Genomic DNA, 20243 nt, shown 5'->3' with positions numbered 1-20243 from the left:
CGAAACGAGGTGTTTGCGAGGGAAAAGAACTGGTATCCGCGCGTCGGCCGTCCTCGCGGACGCTCTGGGGCGCCTCTCGAATCGCGTTGGCCGCTCCAGAATCCGTTGAGCGGCATACGAACCCATTTCCGAATCTCGCGACGGACGACGTTCTCCTGTCGCGACCGGCGCTGTTTAGTATCTCGATATTCAGTTTATGGACCCGGCATCGTGTCGTTTCCGTCTGGGAGGTGCATCCGCAGCGCATCCATCGGCCAACCAGCGGTCGTCTCCGTCACCGACCGGAAGCTGGTTCCGGAGCCTGTTTTCAGATCTCGTTGGCTACACGGCGAGTAACTCGAAAACTGTCGCCAATTGGGGCCGAGGTGGTCCAGTCCGTTGACGGTCTGACTCCTCGCTCCCCCGACGCACACATTACACTTCGGTTCGAGACTCTCGTTCGGCACTCCGCGCGCTCTCGCCGCTGGATAAATATTATGACGCGATACTAATTCGGCGTTTCTGGCGCGAGTGCGCCGAACGGTGAGTGGCTCTCCGTTCGGGTTCCTCGCACATCCGGCGGACAGCGTTGAGTTCCCGTTTATCGGGGTCTCGAACGTCCGTTCGAGCAGTCCACGCGTCCACGCGGCTGATACGACCCGGTTACGACGGTCGCGAATCCGGATTTAGTCGCGTTACCCGGCGCTGACGGACGAATGAGCGCTACTCCGCCGTGTATCCGTCCGTTACACTGTTCTTGTCTCTGGAGTTCCGTGACAATCACTCTGTCTCGCCGCTGCCGCCTCGGGCGCTATCCCAACTGCTCGCCGACGATGAGGTCCACTTCGGCGACGAACGCTTCGCGCTCTCCGGCCGGAATCGTCGCGCCCGCGGCGACGTTGTGCCCGCCGCCGTCGCCGCCGACGGCGCGGGAGGCATCGCGCATCGCCGCCGAGAGGTCGAGTCCCTTCCGCGTGAGGAAATGCGATCCGCGCGCGGAGACCTTTACCTCGCCGTCTCCTTTCTCGGCGAACGCCACGATGGGCTTGCTGCGGCTGATACCGCTCGCGCCGACGGCCATCCCAGCGACGATTCCCACGATCGTCTCGCGAATCCGCGTTCCGGCGTCGAACCACTGGACGTTCTCCTCGACAGTGACGCCCTCGTTTTTCACCCACTGCAGTCCCTCCGAGAGGTTCCGGCGGTGGTTCCGCAGCAGTTTCTGCGCTCTGTCGAGCGCGCCGTCTCGGTCGCCGAGACAGACGGCGAGACCCACATCGGCGCGGTCGTAGCGCGCCGTCGCGTTCAGAAGCGTCGAGAACTCGCTCACGTCGCGGAGTTCGGTCCCCGTCTCCTCGTCGACGAGGGTGTACGCCGTCCCGACGAGCGAGTTGATTCGGTCCGCGGGCACGCCGCTGGCGACGGCGCGGCGCACGAGGGCGCTGGCGACGGTCTGTCGCTCTTCGGCCGAGAGGTCGGCCCACCGTCGCCACTCGCCGTCGGCCTTCAGGTGGAGGCCGAGGCCGTCGAGAAACGAGATGGAACCGGCGTGGTCGTTCGAGATGCCCGGAATCCGCACGTCGCTGGCGTATTCGAGCAACTTGGGGAGCGGTCGGGTCTGCTTGCCGTACAGCGTGAGGTCGGTGTTGGCTTCGAGGACGCCCGCCTCGACGCCCTCCTCGACGATGCCTTCGTTCGCCCCGTGGAGCGCGCCCTCGGAGTCCTGCATGTCGCCCACCGCACCGACGACGGCGAGCGCCGCCAAATCGCGGTTATCGCTTCTGCTCCCGGTTTCGAGCGCGCGCGCGAGAACGTAACTCACGCCCGCTCCGGAGAGTTCGGAGGCCCCGTCGATGCCGAACAGGAGCGGGTTGAGGTGGAACTCCGTGTCGGCGTCGGCTGGCTGGTGGTGGTCGGCGACAACGGGCGTGAACTCACCCGCCGCCTCGTGGTCGGCGATGATGTCGAGTTGGCCGCTGCCGAAGTCGGTGAAGAGGACCGTCTCGTGGTCCGTCGCGGCGATGGCGGCGATCTCGTCGGCGTCGAGCTGTTTCGAGAAGACGGTGTCGAACGGAATTCCGGCGCGTTCGAGCGCGCTCGCGGCGACGGCGGCGCTCGTCAACCCGTCGGCGTCGATGTGGGAGGCGAGCAGGACGGAGTCGGCGTCGCGAAGCCGTTCGGCGCAAGCCTCGGCGCGCGCTTCGAGTTCGGGGACGGGACCGGCGGGCATCGACGGAGGATGGGTCGTCTTCGGGGTTAAAGGCTCGGCTCTTCGACTTCAGACGTACGTGCGCCACGGTGAGACTGAGGGTCGGTATCTGTTCAGCGTCGACGCCTGTGACCGACTTCTCGCGTCCCTGACGGCGACGATTCGGGCGAACGTCCTCTCGCGGCCGCCCGAATTCCGGTGGTCCGAGTCGGACCCGTTGTACAGATTCCGCTCGTCGCGGCCGATGCGCGCGTCGGTGCCCTCGTGCGTCCACGACCGACGCCACTCGTCGCGTCCTAGCTTTCGGAGTTCAGTAGACTCGTTTCCGGCCGGCCTAGACTTTTCGTCCCGCTCGCTGGTGGCTAGCCTATGTCAATCGCGGACGATGTCGGAGAGGCGGACAAGACCGTCCCCACCGAGGCGGAGGCAGTAGAGACCACCGCCGAGACGACGGTGTACGAAGAGCGCGTCGAACTGGAACGTACCATCGGACTCACAGGTGCGCTCGCCATCGGCATCGGGACGATGATCGGCGCAGGCATCTTCGTCTTTCCCGGCCTCGCTGCCGGACGCGCCGGTCCCGCTGCCGCGGCGTCGTTCGCTATCGGCGCAGTCGTCGCACTCGCGGTGGCGTTGCCGACCGCGGAGTTGGCGACGGCGATGCCGAGAAGCGGCGGCGGCTACTTCTTCATCTCGCGCGGTCTCGGGTCGGGGTTCGGGACCGTCGTCGGAACGAGTCTGTGGCTCGGCCTCGTCTTCGCCTCGGCGTTCTACCTCGTCGGCTTCGGCAGCTACGCCGCCGCGGTGCTCGCTGAAGCCGGAATCTCGCTCGGCGGCGGTCTCGTGACGCCGCTCGGTCTCCTCTTCGGCGTCGTTCTGACGGGGTTGAGCGTCACGGGGACCGAAAATGCGGCCAAACTCCAGAACGCCGTCGTCGGTCTTCTACTCACTATTCTCGTCACGTTCCTCGGCTACGGATCGCTCTCGGCGCTCGGTCTCATCGGCAGTCGGGCCGTCCCCGAGACGTTCGCCCCGTTCGGCACCGCCCCGATTCTGACGACGACGGCACTCGTCTTCACCTCGTATCTCGGCTTCGCACAAGTGGCGACTGTCGCCGGAGAGATCAAAGAACCGGGTCGAAATCTCCCGCTCGCGATGGTGGGGTCGGTGCTCGTCGTCGGTCTCCTCTACGTGACGACCATCTTCGTCTCGACGAGCGCTTTCGGCAGCGAGCGACTCGCAGGGTTCGGACAGACGGCTGTCGTCGAGGTTGCCCGTTCCTTTTTCGGCGTCGCGGGGGCCGTCGCTATCCTCTTCGCCGGGTTACTCGCCACCTTCTCGAGCGCGAATGCGTCGATACTGAGTTCCTCGCGCGCCGTCTACGCGCTCAGCCGCGACCGACTCGTCCCACGGTGGTTCGGCCGACTGAACCTCCGGTACGGCACCCCGCACGTCGCGCTGGTCGCCGCCGGTGGACCGGTGCTCGTGCTCGTCGCCGTCGGCCAAGTCGAGGTGCTCGCGGAGGTCGCGTCGTTTCTCCACCTCGTGATGTACTCGTTGATGTGCGTCGCACTGCTCGTGCTTCGACGCTCGCCGCCGAAGTGGTACGACCCGTCGTTTCGGACTCCGGGTTATCCGGTGACGCCCGCCGTCGGCGCGCTGGCGAGTTTCGGGCTCATCTTCTTCATGCGCCCACTCTCGCAGGTCGTCGGGGTGCTCGTCATGGTCGCCTCCGGCGGCTGGTACCTCTACTACGCACGCGACGTTCGACTCAAGGGGGTGTTCTGATGCCTGACGGACCCCGGATTCTGGTCCCACTCCGCGTCCTCGAGGGCGAGTCGCTGGCGACGGGTCTAGCCACGTTTCTCGCCCCGGCGTCGGTCGTCGTCCTCGGCTACTACGTCGTCCCCGAACAGACGCCGCCGGGACAGGCACGCATGGAGTTCGAGGAACTCGGGCAGTCGAAACTCGACGAAGTGACCGACCTCTTCGCCGACGACGTGGAGACGCGACTGGTGTTCACTCGCGGCGAAGCGCAGACAGTCGACCGAGTCGCCGACGAACTCGACTGCGAGGCGTATCTCATCGCCAACCCTGCACCCACCGTTGAGCGAGTGCTCGTCCCGCTTCACCCCGACGTCGACATAGACCACGTCGCTCGTGTCGTCGCTCCGCTCGTCGCCGGGCGTGACGTCGAGGTGACGTTGTTCCGTGCGGTTTCCGAGGACACGGATTCGTCGGCCGAAGCCGCCGCTGAGGACCCGCTCGTCGCCGACGCGAGAGCGACGCTGCTCGACGGCGGCGTCTCTTCGGACCGGATTTCCGCGGCGGTCGTCGCCACTGACGACCCGATCTCGGATACCGCGGACGTCGCCGCCGACCACGATGCGGTGGTGATGGGCGAACGCACGCCGTCGCTCCGGTCGTTCGTCTTCGGCGAGGAGAGCGACCGCGTCGCTGACCGCTCGCTCGGTCCGGTCGTCGTCGTACGCCGCGAGAAGATGGAGAGAGGCGAGACGACGTAACCCCGAGTTCTCGCCGTCGGCGCTCCCGGGGAGTAAGCGTGACGAGAGCAGTGAAAATGAGCTGTGACGAGAGACACGCCCTGTGTCGAGAGTTCCGTTTTTTTCTATTCGTGGTACGTCGGCGCGGCGGCTTCGACGGAGGCGCACGCCAGCTGCTCGAAGTCGGCGGCGTCGGGAACCACGTCGACGGCGATACCCCGGGCTTCGGCCGTCTCGCGCGTCGGCTCCCCGATAGCGCCGACGACGGCGTCGTTCAATCCGGTGACGGCCTCGTCTCGAAGGCCACGCTCGGCGGCCGCGTCGAGGAAGTGCTCGACCGTCAACGACGAGGTGAAGAGCGCCGCCTCAAGTTCGCCCGCCGCGGCCATCTCGGCCGACGTTCCCGATTCGGGCGGCCGCACGAGTTCGTACAGAATCGTCTCGTGGACGTAGCTTCCGGCCGCTTCGAGTCCGTCGGTCAGCACAGGTGACCCGTGGTCGCTTCTGGCGACTTCGACCCGCGCGCCCGGCACCCGCTCGCGGAGCGTCTCGACCAGCCCTGTTGACGAAAACTCGTCGGGGACCAAATCGACCGCGTACCCGTGCTCGCGCATCGCCTCGGCGGTGCTCTCGCCGATGGCGCAGAGCGTCGTCTCGCCGGGGTTCCATCTGGCGTCGGCGACGAGTTCGACGCCGGTCTTGCTCGTCAGTATCGCGTAGTCGGCGTCGTCTCGGGGGACCGCTCCGGTCGGTTCGACGGCGAGCATCGGGTCGGCGACGGGCGTCGCGCCGAGCGAGTCGAGCAGTTCGATGGCGTCGCGGAGTCGCTCGTCGTCCGGGCGGAAGACGGCGACGCGAACCTCCTGACTCATGGTTCGGACTCCGGTTTCGACTCGTTTCGCAGGAACTTCAGCACCCGCTCGCGCGTTCCGGCCACGTCGCCGACGACGGTAATCGCGGGCGGTTCGATGCCGCGCTCGTCGCGCACGTCGACGATGGTGTCGAGCGTTCCGGTGGCGACGCGCATGTCGGGCCACGTCGCCCGTTCCACGAGCGCGACGGGTGTCTCGGGATCCATTCCGGCGTCCCGCAGCGCCTTCACGTAGTCGGGAAGTTTTCTGACGCCCATCAGCACGACGATGGTGCCGCCGGTTTCAGCGAGCGCCGCCCAATTCACCGCCGACTCCTCCTTCGTGGGGTCCTCGTGACCCGTGACGAACGAGACTGAAGACGCGTGGTTGCGGTGCGTAACCGGAATCCCGGCGACCGCGGGACCGCCGACGGCCGACGTGATGCCGGGGACGACCTCGAACGGAACGCCCTCGTTCGCGAGATGTTCGGCCTCCTCGCCGCCGCGGCCGAAGACGAACGGGTCGCCGCCTTTCAGGCGCACGACCGTCTTTCCCTCGCGAGCGAGTTCGACGAGGCGCTTGTTCGTGTACTCCTGCGGCGTCCACTCGCCGCCGGCGCGCTTGCCCACGTCCTCGCGTTTCTCCTCGGGAATTTGGCCGAGAATTTCGGGGCCCGGAAGTTTGTCGTGGAGCACCACGTCCGCCTCGTCGAGCAGGCGTCGCCCCTTCACGGTCATGAGGCCGGGATCGCCCGGGCCGCTGCCGACGAGGTAGACGACGCCGGGGGCGGTTTCCGACGCCACACGCTCAGTGTCGTCTGCGTCGCTCGCGTCGCTCATTTCTCTCCTTCCTCTTCGTCTTCCCGCGCGCCTCCCTCGTCGGCCGTCGACTCGTCGGCGTTGCGTTTCGCTTTCCGAATCAGGTCGGCCGCGCCCCGGTCGGCGAGGTCCGCGGCGAACTCGGCGGCGGCGACGGCGTGCGTCTCGACCGGCAGGTCGCGCGTCGACTCGACCGTCTCCTCGCCGTCGCGGCCGAGCACCTGCACGCGCGTGTGAACGTGTCGACCTTGGACGAGCGCGAAGACGCCGATGGGGGCGACGCACCCCCCGCCGAGTTCGGAGAGAATCGTGCGCTCGACGGTCGTTTCGACGCGCGTCCGCGGGTGGTCGATCGCTTTGTGGATGGCGTCGGCGGCGTCGCCGTCGACGCTCGTTACGGCGATGGCTCCCTGTCCGGGGGAGGGGACGAATCGGTCGCGCGGGAGACGGACGTACGCGACGTGGTGGTCGAGACCGCTGCGTTTGAGGCCCGCCTCGGCGAGGACGATGGCGTCGTACTCGGTGTCGACTTCGCGGCCGAGGGCGTTCCGCTGGAGTTCGCTCAGGCTCTCGAACCACTCCTCGGGTCGCTCGTCGTACTCGGGTTCGTAGTCGTCGTTGCCGACGTTTCCTTTCCGGTCCTTGTCGGCCTCGACGCGGGCTTCGTGTTCCCTCTGGAGCGCCGGGGCGAGCAGTTTCTCGACGCGCGTGTCGACGTTGCCGCGGAGCGGTTCGACCGTCAGGTCCGGGCGGGCGTTGAGCAGTTGCGCCTGTCGCCGGAGCGAGGAGGTGCCGACCGTCGCGCCCTCCGGCAGTTGGTCGAGTTCGCGGCCGTCGGGCGTCACTAGCACGTCGCCGGCGGGCGCGCGCTCGGGGATTCCGGCCACGAACAGCTCGTCGGGCTGTTCGGTCGGCATGTCCTTCATCGAGTGGACCGCGGCGTCGACCTCCCCCGAGAGAATCTTCTCGTCGAGCGCGCGGACGAACGCCCCCGTTTTGCCGAGGCGGTGGATGAGTTCGTCCTGAATCTGGTCGCCGCGGGTCTCGACTTCGACCAGTTCCACGTCGCGGCGTCGCCCGGCGAGCGCCTCCTGTACGCTCGCGGCCTGTCGAAGCGCGAGGTCCGACCCTCGCGTCGCGAGGCGGAGTGTCCCGTGAGTACTCATGTGCGTCGGTGGGCGTCGGACCCTGAAAAGGGCTTCAGTTCCGCCTTCGGCCGATTCGCCGGTGTGTCGACGCGTCGCGGGAGAATTGTCTAATCGACGTGACGCGTTCAGTCAGTCGCGATGTTCGTTCGGGTCGTGACGGTCGCTCGTGCCGCGCCGTTCACGGCCGCCCGATGGCCTCGTGGCGCTTGTAGAGGTAGTACACCGACAGCGGGACGCTCAGCAGGAAGTTCGTCGCGACCACCGCGAGGACCGCGCCGAGGAAGTACAGCACCGGGTCGGGGTTCCAGCCCAAATCCGCCTCCTCGACGGCGCGGGCGTCGACGTACATCGCGACCGGAAACAGCACGGCCACGACGAGACTCGCCAGCGCCAGTACCGAAGCGACGAGGAAGAAGAATAGGCCGAATCCCGCCGTCGCGAGACCCATGAATCCGGCGATGTCCAGTCCGACGCCGAGGAGCGCGAGGAAGAACGCCCCTACGCCGAACCCGAGCGAGACGACGAAGAGGGCGGGCACGGCGGCTATCCAGTACCACCAGCTCGAGTCGACGCTCCGATGCGGGAGGTACTTGTCCAAGACGCGGCGAACGCTCTCGGTCGTTGACCCAGTGGACCGGGCTGACTGGGTCGACCCGTTGGTCGGTGTCGGACCGCGTCCGTCGGGTCCGGTGTCGCTGCTCGTCGGTCTCGGTTCGTCGGTGGGAGGGCTCATACGCAACAGTAACGCGGCTTCGGACATAAACCTCGTCCGCCACCGATGGACGTTGATGTCCAGTTCTGCACATCGAACGTCGCTTGCCCCGACCGCGGATTCTTCCTCGCACGCCGAGACGACACGCTATGGACGTGCTCATCGTCGGCGGCACCGGCCTCATCAGCACGGGAATCACCCGCCAACTCGTCGCCGCCGGTCACGACGTGACGCTGTACAACCGCGACGAGACCGACGCCGAGATTCCCGATACTGTCACCCTGATTCGCGGCGACCGGACCGAGTACGAGCGATTTGAGGACCAGCTCGGCGACCGCTCCTTCGACGCCGTCGTCGACATGGTCTGTTTCTCGCCTGCGGACGCCGAGAGCGCCGTCCGGACCTTCTCGGGGTCGGTCGACCGCTACGTCTTCTGCTCGACCATCGACGTGTACTCTCGCCCCGTCTCGCGGATGCCGCTGACCGAGGAGACGCCGCGACACCCGCCGACGAGCGACTACGGCAGAGACAAAGCCGCCGCCGAGGACGTGTTCTTCGACGCCTACGAGGAGTCGGGCTTCCCGGCAGTCGTCCTTCGCCCGTGGCACACGTACGGCGAGGGAGGGTCGCTCATCCACTCGCTCGGCGACCGACCGACGTACATCGACCGCATCCGGGCGGGCAAGCCCGTCGTCGTCCACGGCGACGGTACGTCGGTGTGGGCGCCGTGTCACCGCGACGACGTGGCCCGAAGCTTCGTCGCTGCAGTGGAAGCGAAGGGGTCGACCGTCGAGGGCGAAGCGTACCACGTCACCGCCGAGGAACATCTGACGTGGAACGAGTACCACCGGAGCGTCGCCACTGCCCTCGACGCGCCGGAACCCGAACTCGTCCACATTCCGTCGGACGTGCTCTTCGAACTCGCGCCCGAGCGGACGGGCGGGCTTCGAGACCACTTCCAGTACAGCACTGTCTTCGACAACGCGAAGGCGAAACACGACTTGGGGCACGAACAGACTGTCAGCTGGGAGCGGGGAGTGAGACGAACCGTCGCGTGGTTGGACGAAAACAGACGAGTCGACCCGTGGGAGTCGGACCCTCTGCCGGACCGAATCGTCGGCGCGTGGCGCAAAGCGAGAGAGTCGCTCGTCTCCGAGTTCGACTCGTGAGGAGTTAGAGCGCTTCCTTGTACGCTTCCAGCGTCTCCTCGATGTCCTCGTCGGTGTGGGCGTAGCAGACGAACTGCGACTCGAACTGGTTTGCTGTGAGGAATATTCCTTGGTCTTTCATCTCCTGCCAGAAGATGCGCTCCCAGCGCTCGGTCTCGGCGTTCGACACGTCCGCGCCGGTCTTCGGACAGTAGTCGAAGCGCGGGCAGTCGACGCGCTGCTGGCATCCGGCCTCGCACTGGCCGCCGAGGCTCGACGGCCCCTCGCGGGTGAACACCGTCTTGAACATGCTGTCGGTGCCGACGACGGTGTACTCGGGCGCCTGGTCCGCGCAGATATCGGTGATGCCGCGGCGCAGTTTCTCGCCCAACCTGTTGACGTGATCGTACACGTCGTTCTCGGCGGCGTACTTCAGATACTCGTGCCCGGCGGCCATCGTCACCGGATGCCCCGAGAACGTCCCCGACTGGAACACGCTGCCGCCCGGGGTGAACTGATCGATTAGCTCGGCGCGGCCGCCGACTGCGCCCACGGGGAAGCCGCCGCCGATTATCTTGCCGAACGTCGTGAGGTCGGGGGTGACGCCGAACTTCCCCTGCGCGCACTGGAGGCCGCCGACGCGGAAGCCGGTGATGACTTCGTCGAACACAAGCAGCGACCCGTGTTCGTCGCAGAGATCGCGCAGCGTCTCGTGGTAGCCGTCGACGGGCGCGACGATGCCCATATTCGCGAGAATGGGTTCGACGAGGACCGCTGCGATGTCGTCGCCGTGCTCTTCGAACACCTCGCCGACCGCCTCCTCGTCGTTGAACGGGACCGGAAGCGTGTGCTCGGCGAACGACTCGGGAATCCCGCTCGTGCTCGGATGCGGGTTGTCGGGACCTCCCTCGACGAGCGTCGACTCCTGCGCGCCGTGGTAGCCGCCCTGCATGACGACGATCTTGTCCCGACCGGTTGCACCGCGGGCGAGACGGACCGCCGAGACGGTCGCCTCGGTACCGGAGTTGACGAACCGAATCTTCTCCACCGACGGGACGTGTCGGGCGACGAACTCGGCGTGTTCGACCTCTATCTCCGTGGGCGCGCCGTACATCGGCCCGGCGCTGGCGTACTTCTGAATCGCCGCCTGTATCGGTTCAGGCGGACTGTGGCCGTACAGCAGCGGCCCGTAACCCATCACGTAATCGACGTACCGGTTGCCGTCGGCGTCGACGACGTGGCCGCCGTCGCCGCGCTCGACGAAGAACGGGTAGGGACGCGTCGCCCGCACCGAGGAGTTGACGCCGCCCGACAGTACGGAGAGCGCCCGGTCGTACAGGTCGCGGGAGCGGTCGTGGTTCACGAGTCGCCTCCATTCGTGAGCGCGCGGGTCGCTACCCGCTGCAACGAGGTCTGGAAACTGGTCCGTCTCGGCTTGTTCATGTCCCGCGGTTCGTACGCGGGCGAAAAAGTAGTTACTGGGTCGCTTCTGCGTCGTCGCTTCTACTGCGCGGCGTCGGCTTCGACGTCCGCGTCGCTCTCACTTTCGGTCTCGGTCTCGGCGGCGTCGGCCTCGTCGTCGAGCAGTTGCGGCTTACCGAACGGGAACGACCCGAACAGCGCGTAGTGGACGACCGATGCCACGACGAACAGGGCGACGAGCCCGAGTAGGGCTTTCTTCGCTTTCGAAGGCATATCAACGTGTACGAGGACCCGACCCAAGAGCGCTTCGGGAGTTCTCTCCGCCTGCAGTCGACCCGTGAGGTCCGACGCTCGGGCGTCCCAGTGTTTCGTCGTCTCGTCGTCTCGCCGTCTCGTCGACTCCGACGCGTCGCCACTGGCGGACCGAATCGCGCGAAAAATACTGCTCGGCGGTCGCCGCTTGCTCAGACCGCGTCGGGGCCTTCGTCGCCCGTGCGGACCTGAACGGCGTTCTCGACGGGGAGGACGAATATCTTCCCGTCGCCAGGTTCGCCGGTGTTGGCGGCCTCGTGGATGGCGTCGACGACGTCCTCGGCCGGGATGTCGGCGACGACACACTCGATTTTCACCTTCTGGTGGAGGTCGACCGTGTACTCCTCGCCGCGCCACTGGCCTTTCTTCGCGGGCTGGCTGCCGCGGCCGGAGACGTTCGTCACCGTCAGCGACGGCGCTCCCACCGACGCGAGACCTTTCTTCACGTCGCCGAGTTTGTCCGGGCGGATGACGGCGACGACCATCTTGATTCCGCCGTCGTTCGGCAGGTCGGCGCTCATTCGTTCTCACCTCCGTTCGATCGTTTGTCGTCGGCGACGACAACCCCTCCGTCGGTGCGGACGCCCGCCGCGTCGGCGACGGCGCCCTCGGGCTGACCGAACTCGGGGTAGGTGTCGACGCCGTGTTCGGAGGTGTCGAGGCCCTCGCGCTCGTGTTCGGGCGTGACTCGCGCCTCGCCGAGTGCGCGAATCGCACCGAACACCAGCGCCGTCGCGGCGACGGTCCAGACTGCGATGACCCCCGCGCCGACGATCTGCGTCACCAATTGACCGACGGAGAAGCCGCTGACGGCGAAGAACGGGAACAGCACGACGCCCATGATGCCCGCGGAGCCGTGGACCGGGAATACCGCGCACACGTCGTCGATTCTGAGGCGCTTCTCGACGAACTCGAACACGAGGGGCAGCTGTGCGCCGGCGAGCAGGCCGAGCGCGAGCGCGCCGGGCCAGACGATGGCGTCGGCGACGCCCGTGATGCCGACCAGACCGGCGAGCATCCCGTTGGCGACGTACAGCGTGTCGACTTTGTCCGTCATCAGCAGTGCGACGCCCGCAGCGCCGATTGCGCCGGCGGCCATGCCGAGCGTCGTAACGAGCGCGACGCGGCCGACGTACGCGAAGTCGGCGAGTTCGGTACCGCCTTCAGCCAGCGGCGCGGCGGCGGTGCCGACGTTGAAGCCGTACCAGCCGAACGCGAGGATGAGCGTGCCGAGGACGGCGAACGACAGCGAGTGACCGGGGATGACGTTGGCGGTGCCGTCATCGTTGAAGTGGTCCATGCGCGGGCCGATGACCCACGCCGCGGTGAGACCCGCGATGCCGCCCATCCCGTGGACGATCATGCCGCCCGCGAAGTCGTGAAAGCCCATCGCGTCGAGGAAGCCGCCGGCCCACGTGAAGTCTACGACAACCGGATAGATGATGCCCGCGAGCAGCACCGTGTAGGTGACGTACGCGCGGAGTTTCGCGCGGCCTGCGACGGCGCCGGAGACGATGGTCGCGGCGGTCATCGCGAACACCGCGCCGAAGAGCCAACTCACCCACGCGGCCGACCCGCCGTTGATGTAGGCGAACGACTCGCCGAAGCCGAGGCCCCCGACGAGGTTCGACACTCCCGCGCCAACCAGGAAGTAGATGACGACGCCGACACTCCACGTCAGCAGGTTCTTCGTCAACTGGTTGGCGACGTTCTTCGAGCGCACCTGTCCGGCTTCCAACATCGCGAAGCCGGCGTGCATGAAGAAGATGAGGAACGTGACGGTGAGAACCCACAGCATGTTGACGCCCTCGACGACCGCCGACAGGTCGGTTTGCAACAGCGCGTTCATCAGTTCTTCACCCCCTCATCTATCACGACATTGAGTGGACGTTCGTTCACGATTTCACTCGTTTGGTGTGGATTAGTGCTCTTAACCACGTCAGAGGGTCACGTAATACACTGTTATAAGAGCTAGCGTTAGAAAACAAACTTCCAAAGGGGCCTAAGTGGCCATACGGTCGCTTTAATATGGAATACATGTTGTATAAGGTCGTATTCCGCGCACTCGACCAACAAATGTTGCCGAAGATGTGGACGATTGTCGGGCGGTAAATCGCGCCGACGAGCGGTAATCTCTCGCGCGCGCCGATTCGGTCGGCACCGGGTGTCGGCCGAAAACAGCTACAACCGTTCCGCGATTCGCTCCGCGAAGTACGTGAGAATCAGGTCCGCACCCGCCCGCTTCATCGAAACGAGCGACTCCATCGCCACTTCGTCGAGGTCCAACCACCCTTTCTCTGCGGCGGCGTGCAGCATCGCGTACTCGCCGGAGACGTTGTAGGCGGCGACCGGGTGGTCGAACTCGCGGCGAACCGCGCTGACGATGTCCAGGTAAGGGAGGCCGGGTTTGACCATCAGCACGTCCGCGCCCTGCTCCACGTCGAGTCGGACCTCGCGGAGCGCTTCTCTGGCATTCGCGGGGTCCATCTGGTAGTGCCGCCTGTCGCCGAAGGCGGGCGCGCCGTCGGCGGCGTCGCGGAACGGGCCGTAGAACGCGCTCTGGTACTTGGCGGCGTAACTCATGATGGGAACGTCGTCGAACCCATCGGCGTCGAGCGCCTCGCGAATCGCCCCGACCATCCCGTCGGTCATCGACGAGGGGGCGACCATCTGCGCACCCGCTTCCGCGTGCGAGACGGCGATTCTCCCGAGCAGATCGAGCGTCTCGTCGTTCTTTACGGTGAGGTTCGGGTCGCCGGCCGCGTGGTCCTCTAAGACTCCGCAGTGCCCGTGGTCGGTGTACTCGCAGAGACAGACGTCGGTGATGACGTAGGCGTCCGTCTCGGCGACGATATCGCGGGTCGCCCTCTGGACGACGCCGTCTTCGGCCCACGCGCGCGTGCCCCGTTCGTCCTTCGACTCCGGGATGCCGAACAGCATCACCGCCTCAACGCCCGTTTCGAGAATCTCCTCGACGCGATCCACCGTGTCGGCGACGGGGACGCGTTCGTGGCCCGGCATCGACTCGATGGGGATGCGCTCGTCGGTCGTCGCGTCGACGAAGACGGGGGCGATGAGATCCGAGGCGTCGACCCGAGTTTCGCTCACGAGGTGGCGAACGCCGTCGCGTCGAAGGCGACGCGGGCGGTCTGTGAGGTTCATGCTTGACCTACGACCGGCCGACGCAAAGTCGCGTCGTTCTCTTCATGCGTGTCCCTCTCTATCAGGGCCAAAACGATAAATGCCGCAACGACGGACGTTCTCTATATGCTGAGCCTGCTGCTTCAGGCCAACTTCGAGGTCCCCTCGATGTTGCGCGACCTGCTCGACTCCGAGTTCGCGTTTCTCCTACTGCTCGGTATCTTCGTCCTCGAAGGCGCGATGCTGATGTACTTCATGCCGAGCGAACTCGTCGTTCCCGGTGCCATCTTCGTCTTCGGTGCCTCCATCGAGACGGCTATCGTCATCATCGGCATCGCCGTTCTCGGCGCGACGCTCGGCCAGTTCGCGCTGTTCATGGTGGCGAAACGCGGCGGCCGCGAGTATCTGCTCCAGAAACGCTGGTTCCGCGTGAGCGAGGAGCGACTCGACAAGTTCGACGGCTGGTTCGACCGCTGGGGACCCGTCGTCGTCCCGGTGAGTAACACGCTGCCGTTCACGCGCGGGATGCTCACCGTCCCCGCGGGCTTCTCGGAGATGAGCGGCCGGAAGTTCGTCGCGCTGTCGGCGCTCGGGACGCTCTCGTTCGAGACGCTTCTGGCGCTTATGTACTTCGTCATCCTGCCGTATCTCTGACGGTCGACGGGACGCTCCCCCACCGGTCGACGTTATTTTCCGTCGCGGAGTAGACGTTCACAACGTGCCCGGCCCCGTCTTTCTCACCGGCGAGCGCGTCGAACTCCGGACCGTCGAACGCGAGGACCGGGAGTTCATCGCCCGCCACCGCAACGACCCCGCGTTCCGTCGCGTCCTCGGCGACACCCGGCCGATGAACCTCTCGGCGGCCACCGACTACCTCGAGTCGGTCGTCGGCGACGACGACGGCGAGACGTTTCTCGTCGGAATCGGCGACCGAACGGTCGGTCTCTGCTTCTTCTACGACCTCGACGAGACGAACGGCAGCGCCGAAATCGGCTACTGGATCACGCTGGAGGCGCAGGGACGAGGCCACGCCACGGACGCCGCTCGGACCCTCGCGCGGTACGCGTTCGACGAACGGCGACTCGACAAACTCACCGCCCGAGTGCGAGCGCCGAATGTCGCCTCCGGGCGGGTTCTCGAAAAAGTCGGCTTCCGTGAGGAGGGCGTCCTCCGCGAGCAGGAGTTCGTCGGCGGACGCCGGGTCGACCTGCGCGTGTTCGGGCTACTGCCGTCGGAACTCGAACGCTGAGCATCCTCGTCGTGCGTCGCGTCGACGATCCGACTGTTGGCCCACTCTGTCGATAGAACTCCGTTCCCACCCGAAAAATGTTCGTCATCCGTTCGTCCGAGACTCACTCGGCGCGGTCGACCTCTTCTCGACGTGAATCGTCGGTCGTTCGTAAAATACTCACTCCGCTCGATCCACGTCGAGCCGCTCCCGCAGGGCTTCCAACCCGTCGGATTCGGCGAGTTCCTCCATCCGCTCGCGGAAATGCTGCTCGCAGAGGCCGACTCGAACACCGTCTTTTCCGGCGGCAAAAGCGGCATCGCGGTCACAATAGTGGCACTGCATACACCATCCTTCGTGCCCCAGTGCGTTTAAGCCACCGCTTCTGGTAACCGCTCGCGAATCGCCGCAAACGCTTTTGGGGGAACGCCGCTGACGCCAAGTTCGGTCCCGTGGGCGTCGCTGCCTCCCGTCGTGAGCAGCCCCTCGCGCTCGACAAACTCGTCGACGAGCGCCTCGTCCACCTCGTACTCGTAGGGGTAGTAGCGCTCGACGGCGTCGAGGTCGGTCGCCAGCGACAGCGCCGTCTCGGGGTCGTCGTACCGGAACGGGTGCGCCAGCGAGACGATCGCGCACGCCTTCGAGAGCAACTCAGCTCCGCGCTCGAACGTCGGAATCTCACGCGGCACGAAACAGGGTCCGTCGTCGCCGATGAGGTGGTCGAACGCGCCCTGATAGTCGTAGTCGGCCTCGCTCGCGTCGACGGCGCGGGCGACGTGCGGGCGGCCGATGCCCGGCCGGGGCTCGACGTCGAGGTCGACGTCGAGATACGATTCGACGCGGTCGACGAGCTCCGCGCCGCGTTCGACGCGGTTCCGCTGGAGTCGGTCGAGTTCGTCGGTCAGCGCGGGGGTTCGCCGGACCCCGTAGCCCAGTAGGTCGACCTGCATCTCTCCGGCGTCGTTAGAGGCCGTCTCACCGCTCCCCAAACTTCGTTCGGAGACGTCGACGCGGAGTTCGAGGCCGTGAATCACCGTAACTCCGTCGCGGACGCTCACCGGCGTGTCGAGTCCCGGGTGGAACGTGTCGTGGTCGGTGACGGCGACCCAATCGACGCCGCCCGCCCGCGCGGCCGCCGGGAGCGCGTCGAGCGTCAGTCGGCCGTCGGAGGCGGTCGTGTGGACGTGGAGGTCGGCGGCGATGACCATAGCGATCGCTCGGTCGCAGCCGGGAAAAACGCCCCGACATTAAGGATCATTAAGGAACTATGGTTCCTCAATTGCGACTAATGACGTACATGGAAAATCATTATGAACTACGGCGGGCACAATACAGATGATGCGCTTGAATAGAACCAGCGACCTCGTTGAGAGCCACGATTTCCCCGCGACCACAGACGAACTCGTCAGCGCCTACGGCACAGAGACGATCCACCTACAGAACGGATCCGAGACGGTCGGCACCGTGCTCGAACGTCTCGGTTCGCAGACGTACGCCGACGCCGACGAAGTGTACGAGGCGTTGCTCACTGGCGTCGGTCACGAAGCCATCGGACGGCGGTTCTACAGCGACAGGGACGCGCCGACGCTCGGTGAAGGTAACGCCGGGCAGGTCTCCTTCTGACGCTCTAGTCCATCCATCCGCTCCGGGCGCGTCGGGCCGCCAGTACGCCGACCCGCCCAATCATCCGATTTTCGAGCCTGTTAGAGGGCTCAGAACCACTCGACGGCACCGTCGAGTTCGAGCGGGACGCTTCCTTTCTTGTACGCTTCGACGTCGCCGGAGGGTCGCGTCCGGAAGACGACCGCCGGACGGTGTCTCACGTCGGGTTTCTCGGCGCGGACCGCCCGCCAATCGTCGTCCGGAAACGACGAGCAGTCGACGAACAGCGTGACGCCGCCACCGTGTCGCTCCAACTGGCCGGAGGTCTTCGTCTCCGCGGTGTCGCGGACGGCGGCGACGGGCGTTCCGGCGCTCCGGCGGTTCGTCGGCAGCGGCCGAGTCACCTCGACGAGCGTTCCCTCGCCGTTGCGTTCGGCCCGGTAGTCCAGCGAGTGACCGGTCGTTACCTCGATTTCGGGGGTGATGTTGTACTCCGCTTCGGTGAGCAGCGCGGCTGCGTTGAACTCGCCCATCGAGGCGCTCATCCGGACTAAATCGAGCTGCTTCGAGGTACCCAGTTTCCCGGCCATCAGTTCGCGGTACTCGTCGAGCACGCCAGTCTTCAGAAACGACTCGTAGAAAGAGAGCGCCTGGTCGCGCGTCGCGTCGGGAAAGCCCGCGGCGTGTTCGTCGAAGAACCGTCGCGTCGTGTGTCGCCCGTCTTTCGAGAGAAACACGGGGAGAAAGAACCACGAGAGGTGCGGAAACGGTTCGAGCCACGGCGTCTCCTCGTACAACTGCGCGAGCAGCTCGCGCTCGGCCCACCGGCAGATCGGGTAGGGAACATCGGTGAAGCCGAACTTCTCCGTGCGCCAGAGCGTACTCGGTGTCTCCGTGTTTCCGAGCCAGTACGCGCCGTCGTCGTTCCAGCAGAAAAGCGCCGTATCGCCGTTGTCCATCTCGAAGCGTCGCGCCTCGTACCCCGAGGGTGGCTTGAACCAGGGACGCTTCATCGCTGCGCCGAGATTCGAATCGAGATGAGAGTATACGTCGTGTCGGACGCGCTGTTCGGTCCATCGACCGGGCGCGTGCCGGAACCGCAGAGGTCGTGCCACGACGCCGAGTTGCCGGTGGGAGACCTTACGTGTTCCGTGCGTGCTCCGTACCCGAAATCTGACCAATCGTTATGTATATATACAAGAATTGTTAAGTGATATCATAGCATGTCAATGGGTGCCTATGACGAGGACGAACACGAGCGTCGCGCGCAGAAAACGAGTCAGGTGGACGCGGACTTCGACGAGGCGCGCACGGAGTTCCGTGGACGCCTCGAATACGATTCCGGTGACTCGACGGAGGAACTGCTCGACCAGTTCCGGAAGCTGAAGGGCGAACGCTGAGTTCTCACACGTTTTCTTCGACATCCAGTGTCAGCACCGCCAGCGTCGAGACGATAGTCACGGCGACGACGTGTCCGCCGACAGCGAACAGCAACACCGGTCGATCGACGATGAACGGCACGAGTACCAACTGCGTGAGACCGAACGCGATGTTCATCAGGTCCACGCGTCGGAGTTCCGAGGCCGTCTCCGCGTCGAACGTGAACCGATAGGACCGCCACAGCGAGACGACCGACGCCCACCACGACGTCCCGATGCGGTAACAGAGGTCCCAGAGCACGAGCAGCATCAAGTATACCGGAATCACGTCCGGGCGCTCGCCGAACAGCGACTCGACGAGGGGGTTCGCCGCTCGCTCGGGATCGAAGACGAACAGGTGGGTGACGAGCGCGACGAACGCGAGCACCGCGAGGACGACTTCGACGCTCGACCCGAACAGCAGTCGTTGGTACGACTCCGGCAGCGTCAGCGAACGCGTTCGTTCGCCGATGCGGACCATCGCGAGACTGCCCACGGCGGCGACGAAGACGGCGGCTGTCCCGGCGAGCGCGGCGTCCCAGAGGTCGTAAGCCCACGCCAAAAACAAAAGCGACACCTCGAAGATGGCGATCTGGAGCAGCACCGCCTGCCACTCGGTCAGGTTGATGCCGGGGAGCGCACCGACGATGCTCTCGTACACCCACGTGTCGCCGTACTCCGGTTCGGACTGCGCCGTCTGCTCGTATCGCTGTCGCTGCATCCTCTCTTCGTCCCCGTCGTCTCGGCTTTCAGTTGGTCTTCGGCGCACTCGTTGCGTCCGTCACCGCCGTCGTCTCGCTTTCCTCGTGGGTACCGAGCGCCGCCGCGACGGCCTCCTCGAACGGCGTCAACTCGAACGGGACGACGTCTCTGATTCGCGTGTCGTCGACGACGACGGGATTTTTCAGGCCGTCGATGAGCGGGCGGGCGATGCTCGGCGGAACGTCGGTCACCAGTCCGACCCAGTACGCCGACAGTCGCGGCGTCAACACCGGGACGGGGACGATGACGAGTCGGCGACCTTCCTGTCGGGCGGTCTCACGCAGCATCTCCTCGTACGTCACTACGTCTGGGCCGCCGATTTCGTACATCTCGCCCGCGGTCTCCGGGTGGTCGAGCACGCCGACGAGATACGCGACCACGTCGTCGATGGCGATCGGCTGGCACTTCGTCTGGACCCACCGCGGCGTCACCATCAGCGGGAGTCGCCGCGCCAGTTGCTCGACGAGGTCGAAACTCGCGCTCCCGTCGCCGACGATGATGGCCGCCCGGAGCGTCGTCAGGTCGTACTCACCCTGCGAGAGGATGTACTCGACTTCTCGCCGGGACTGGAGATGTTTCGAGAGTTGGTCGCGCTCCTCGCCGAGTCCGCCCAGATAGAGCACTCGCGCGACGTCGGTGTCGGCGACGACGCGGACGAACCGCCGCGCGATGCGCCGGTCGCGCTCTTCGAAGTCCACCCCGGCCTGCATCGAGTGGACGAGATAGTACGCCGTCTCTATCTCAAGCGCCTCGAGCAGCGTCGTGAGCGACTGCTCGCCGGTCGGTCCGTCGCCGACGACGAGTTCGGACTGGTTCGGTTCGAGCAGGTCGCCTTCGACGACGTTGACGCCCGCTGGCGCGTCGTACCGGTCGACGTCGCGGACCAGCACCGTCACGTCGTGTCCGGCGGTCCGAAGCGCCGGAACCAACTGTCCGCCGACGAATCCCGTCGCACCCGTCACGAGGACCTTCATAGTTCGTGATGTGGG

At 65.9% G+C, this 20243-nt stretch carries 22 protein-coding genes; 7 read left to right on the top strand and 15 right to left on the bottom strand.

Going from position 1 to position 20243, the window contains the following annotated elements; all coding sequences use genetic code 11:
* Positions 1–790 precede the first annotated feature (790 nt).
* Positions 791–2209 carry a RecJ family nuclease gene (recJ, locus tag LAQ58_RS14795; RefSeq protein WP_224448210.1) on the bottom strand — a complete coding sequence of 473 codons (1419 nt, stop codon included), beginning with the start codon at positions 2207–2209 and terminating at the stop codon, positions 791–793.
* 348 nt (positions 2210–2557) lie between these two features.
* On the opposite strand from recJ, the gene LAQ58_RS14790 reads away from it, so the two are divergent.
* Together LAQ58_RS14790 and LAQ58_RS14785 are read left to right on the top strand one after the other, a co-directional pair.
* Positions 2558–3976 (top strand): APC family permease, encoded by a 1419-nt coding sequence (locus tag LAQ58_RS14790; RefSeq protein ID WP_224448209.1) that lies wholly within the window; start codon positions 2558–2560, stop codon positions 3974–3976.
* Positions 3976–4713, top strand: a complete 738-nt coding sequence (locus LAQ58_RS14785) for a universal stress protein (RefSeq protein WP_224448208.1) — start codon at positions 3976–3978, stop codon at positions 4711–4713. The genes LAQ58_RS14790 and LAQ58_RS14785 overlap by 1 nt, the downstream gene beginning before the upstream one ends.
* 104 nt (positions 4714–4817) lie before the next feature.
* Here LAQ58_RS14785 and LAQ58_RS14780 read toward each other — a convergent pair whose 3' ends face one another.
* From LAQ58_RS14780 to LAQ58_RS14765, 4 genes are all read right to left on the bottom strand, one after another.
* On the bottom strand, positions 4818–5564 hold the full coding sequence (locus LAQ58_RS14780; RefSeq protein ID WP_224448207.1) for a uroporphyrinogen-III synthase: 747 nt from the start codon (positions 5562–5564) through the stop codon (positions 4818–4820).
* Entirely contained in the window at positions 5561–6382 is an 822-nt protein-coding gene (gene cobA / locus LAQ58_RS14775) for a uroporphyrinogen-III C-methyltransferase (RefSeq protein WP_224448206.1), read from the bottom strand. The genes LAQ58_RS14780 and cobA overlap by 4 nt, the downstream gene beginning before the upstream one ends.
* Entirely contained in the window at positions 6379–7527 is a 1149-nt protein-coding gene (gene hemC, locus LAQ58_RS14770; protein ID WP_224448205.1) for a hydroxymethylbilane synthase, read from the bottom strand. The genes cobA and hemC overlap by 4 nt, the downstream gene beginning before the upstream one ends.
* Before the next feature lie 160 nt (positions 7528–7687).
* The gene (locus LAQ58_RS14765) at positions 7688–8242 is read right to left on the bottom strand and encodes an SUR7/PalI family protein (RefSeq protein ID WP_224448204.1); all 555 of its coding nucleotides are present in this window, start codon (positions 8240–8242) and stop codon (positions 7688–7690) included.
* A gap of 128 nt (positions 8243–8370) precedes the next feature.
* Between LAQ58_RS14765 and LAQ58_RS14760 the strand changes: the two genes are divergently transcribed.
* Positions 8371–9390: an NAD-dependent epimerase/dehydratase family protein gene (locus LAQ58_RS14760; RefSeq protein ID WP_224448203.1), complete on the top strand. Its 1020-nt coding sequence runs from the start codon at positions 8371–8373 to the stop codon at positions 9388–9390.
* Between the two features lie 4 nt (positions 9391–9394).
* Here the strand turns inward: LAQ58_RS14760 and hemL are convergent, their stop codons facing one another.
* The 5 genes from hemL to hemB all read right to left on the bottom strand — a co-directional run bounded on the left by hemL (position 9395) and on the right by hemB (position 14265).
* Entirely contained in the window at positions 9395–10732 is a 1338-nt protein-coding gene (gene hemL, locus LAQ58_RS14755; protein ID WP_224448202.1) for a glutamate-1-semialdehyde 2,1-aminomutase, read from the bottom strand.
* A 140-nt stretch (positions 10733–10872) separates the two neighbouring features.
* Positions 10873–11064 carry a hypothetical protein gene (locus LAQ58_RS14750; protein ID WP_224448201.1) on the bottom strand — a complete coding sequence of 64 codons (192 nt, stop codon included), beginning with the start codon at positions 11062–11064 and terminating at the stop codon, positions 10873–10875.
* 191 nt (positions 11065–11255) lie between these two features.
* On the bottom strand, positions 11256–11624 hold the full coding sequence (gene glnK1 / locus LAQ58_RS14745; protein WP_224448200.1) for a nitrogen regulatory protein GlnK1: 369 nt from the start codon (positions 11622–11624) through the stop codon (positions 11256–11258).
* Positions 11621–12952 (bottom strand): ammonium transporter, encoded by a 1332-nt coding sequence (locus LAQ58_RS14740; RefSeq protein WP_224448199.1) that lies wholly within the window; start codon positions 12950–12952, stop codon positions 11621–11623. The genes glnK1 and LAQ58_RS14740 overlap by 4 nt, the downstream gene beginning before the upstream one ends.
* 332 nt (positions 12953–13284) lie before the next feature.
* Entirely contained in the window at positions 13285–14265 is a 981-nt protein-coding gene (gene hemB / locus LAQ58_RS14735) for a porphobilinogen synthase (RefSeq protein ID WP_224448198.1), read from the bottom strand.
* Positions 14266–14370: 105 nt separating this feature from the next.
* Here hemB and LAQ58_RS14730 point away from each other — a divergent pair, with 105 nt between their 5' ends.
* Together LAQ58_RS14730 and LAQ58_RS14725 are read left to right on the top strand one after the other, a co-directional pair.
* On the top strand, positions 14371–14898 hold the full coding sequence (locus tag LAQ58_RS14730; RefSeq protein ID WP_224448197.1) for a DedA family protein: 528 nt from the start codon (positions 14371–14373) through the stop codon (positions 14896–14898).
* A 64-nt stretch (positions 14899–14962) separates the two neighbouring features.
* The gene (locus LAQ58_RS14725) at positions 14963–15493 is read left to right on the top strand and encodes a GNAT family N-acetyltransferase (RefSeq protein ID WP_224448196.1); all 531 of its coding nucleotides are present in this window, start codon (positions 14963–14965) and stop codon (positions 15491–15493) included.
* 159 nt (positions 15494–15652) lie between these two features.
* Here LAQ58_RS14725 and LAQ58_RS14720 read toward each other — a convergent pair whose 3' ends face one another.
* Together LAQ58_RS14720 and LAQ58_RS14715 are read right to left on the bottom strand one after the other, a co-directional pair.
* Entirely contained in the window at positions 15653–15817 is a 165-nt protein-coding gene (locus LAQ58_RS14720; protein WP_224448195.1) for a DUF6757 family protein, read from the bottom strand.
* Between the two features lie 26 nt (positions 15818–15843).
* Positions 15844–16680, bottom strand: a complete 837-nt coding sequence (locus tag LAQ58_RS14715; protein WP_224448194.1) for a PHP domain-containing protein — start codon at positions 16678–16680, stop codon at positions 15844–15846.
* Positions 16681–16810: 130 nt separating this feature from the next.
* On the opposite strand from LAQ58_RS14715, the gene LAQ58_RS14710 reads away from it, so the two are divergent.
* A complete protein-coding gene (locus LAQ58_RS14710) occupies positions 16811–17095 on the top strand; it encodes a DUF5789 family protein (RefSeq protein WP_224448193.1) in 285 nt (94 codons plus the stop codon).
* Positions 17096–17184: 89 nt separating this feature from the next.
* Here LAQ58_RS14710 and LAQ58_RS14705 read toward each other — a convergent pair whose 3' ends face one another.
* Entirely contained in the window at positions 17185–18189 is a 1005-nt protein-coding gene (locus LAQ58_RS14705; RefSeq protein WP_224448192.1) for a DUF5784 family protein, read from the bottom strand.
* Positions 18190–18297: 108 nt separating this feature from the next.
* On the opposite strand from LAQ58_RS14705, the gene LAQ58_RS14700 reads away from it, so the two are divergent.
* A complete protein-coding gene (locus LAQ58_RS14700; protein WP_425490662.1) occupies positions 18298–18474 on the top strand; it encodes a DUF5786 family protein in 177 nt (58 codons plus the stop codon).
* A gap of 4 nt (positions 18475–18478) precedes the next feature.
* On the opposite strand, the gene LAQ58_RS14695 is transcribed toward LAQ58_RS14700, so the two are convergent.
* Complete coding sequence (locus LAQ58_RS14695; protein WP_224448191.1) at positions 18479–19213, bottom strand: DUF7530 family protein; 735 nt, start codon at positions 19211–19213, stop codon at positions 18479–18481.
* Between the two features lie 28 nt (positions 19214–19241).
* The gene (locus LAQ58_RS14690) at positions 19242–20228 is read right to left on the bottom strand and encodes an NAD-dependent epimerase/dehydratase family protein (RefSeq protein WP_224448190.1); all 987 of its coding nucleotides are present in this window, start codon (positions 20226–20228) and stop codon (positions 19242–19244) included.
* Positions 20229–20243 lie beyond the last annotated feature (15 nt).

The organism is Haloprofundus salilacus (assembly GCF_020150815.1).
Taxonomy (GTDB): domain Archaea; phylum Halobacteriota; class Halobacteria; order Halobacteriales; family Haloferacaceae; genus Haloprofundus; species Haloprofundus salilacus.
Note: the sequence above shows the minus strand (reverse complement) of the source record. Positions and strands in the feature narration are given on the sequence as shown.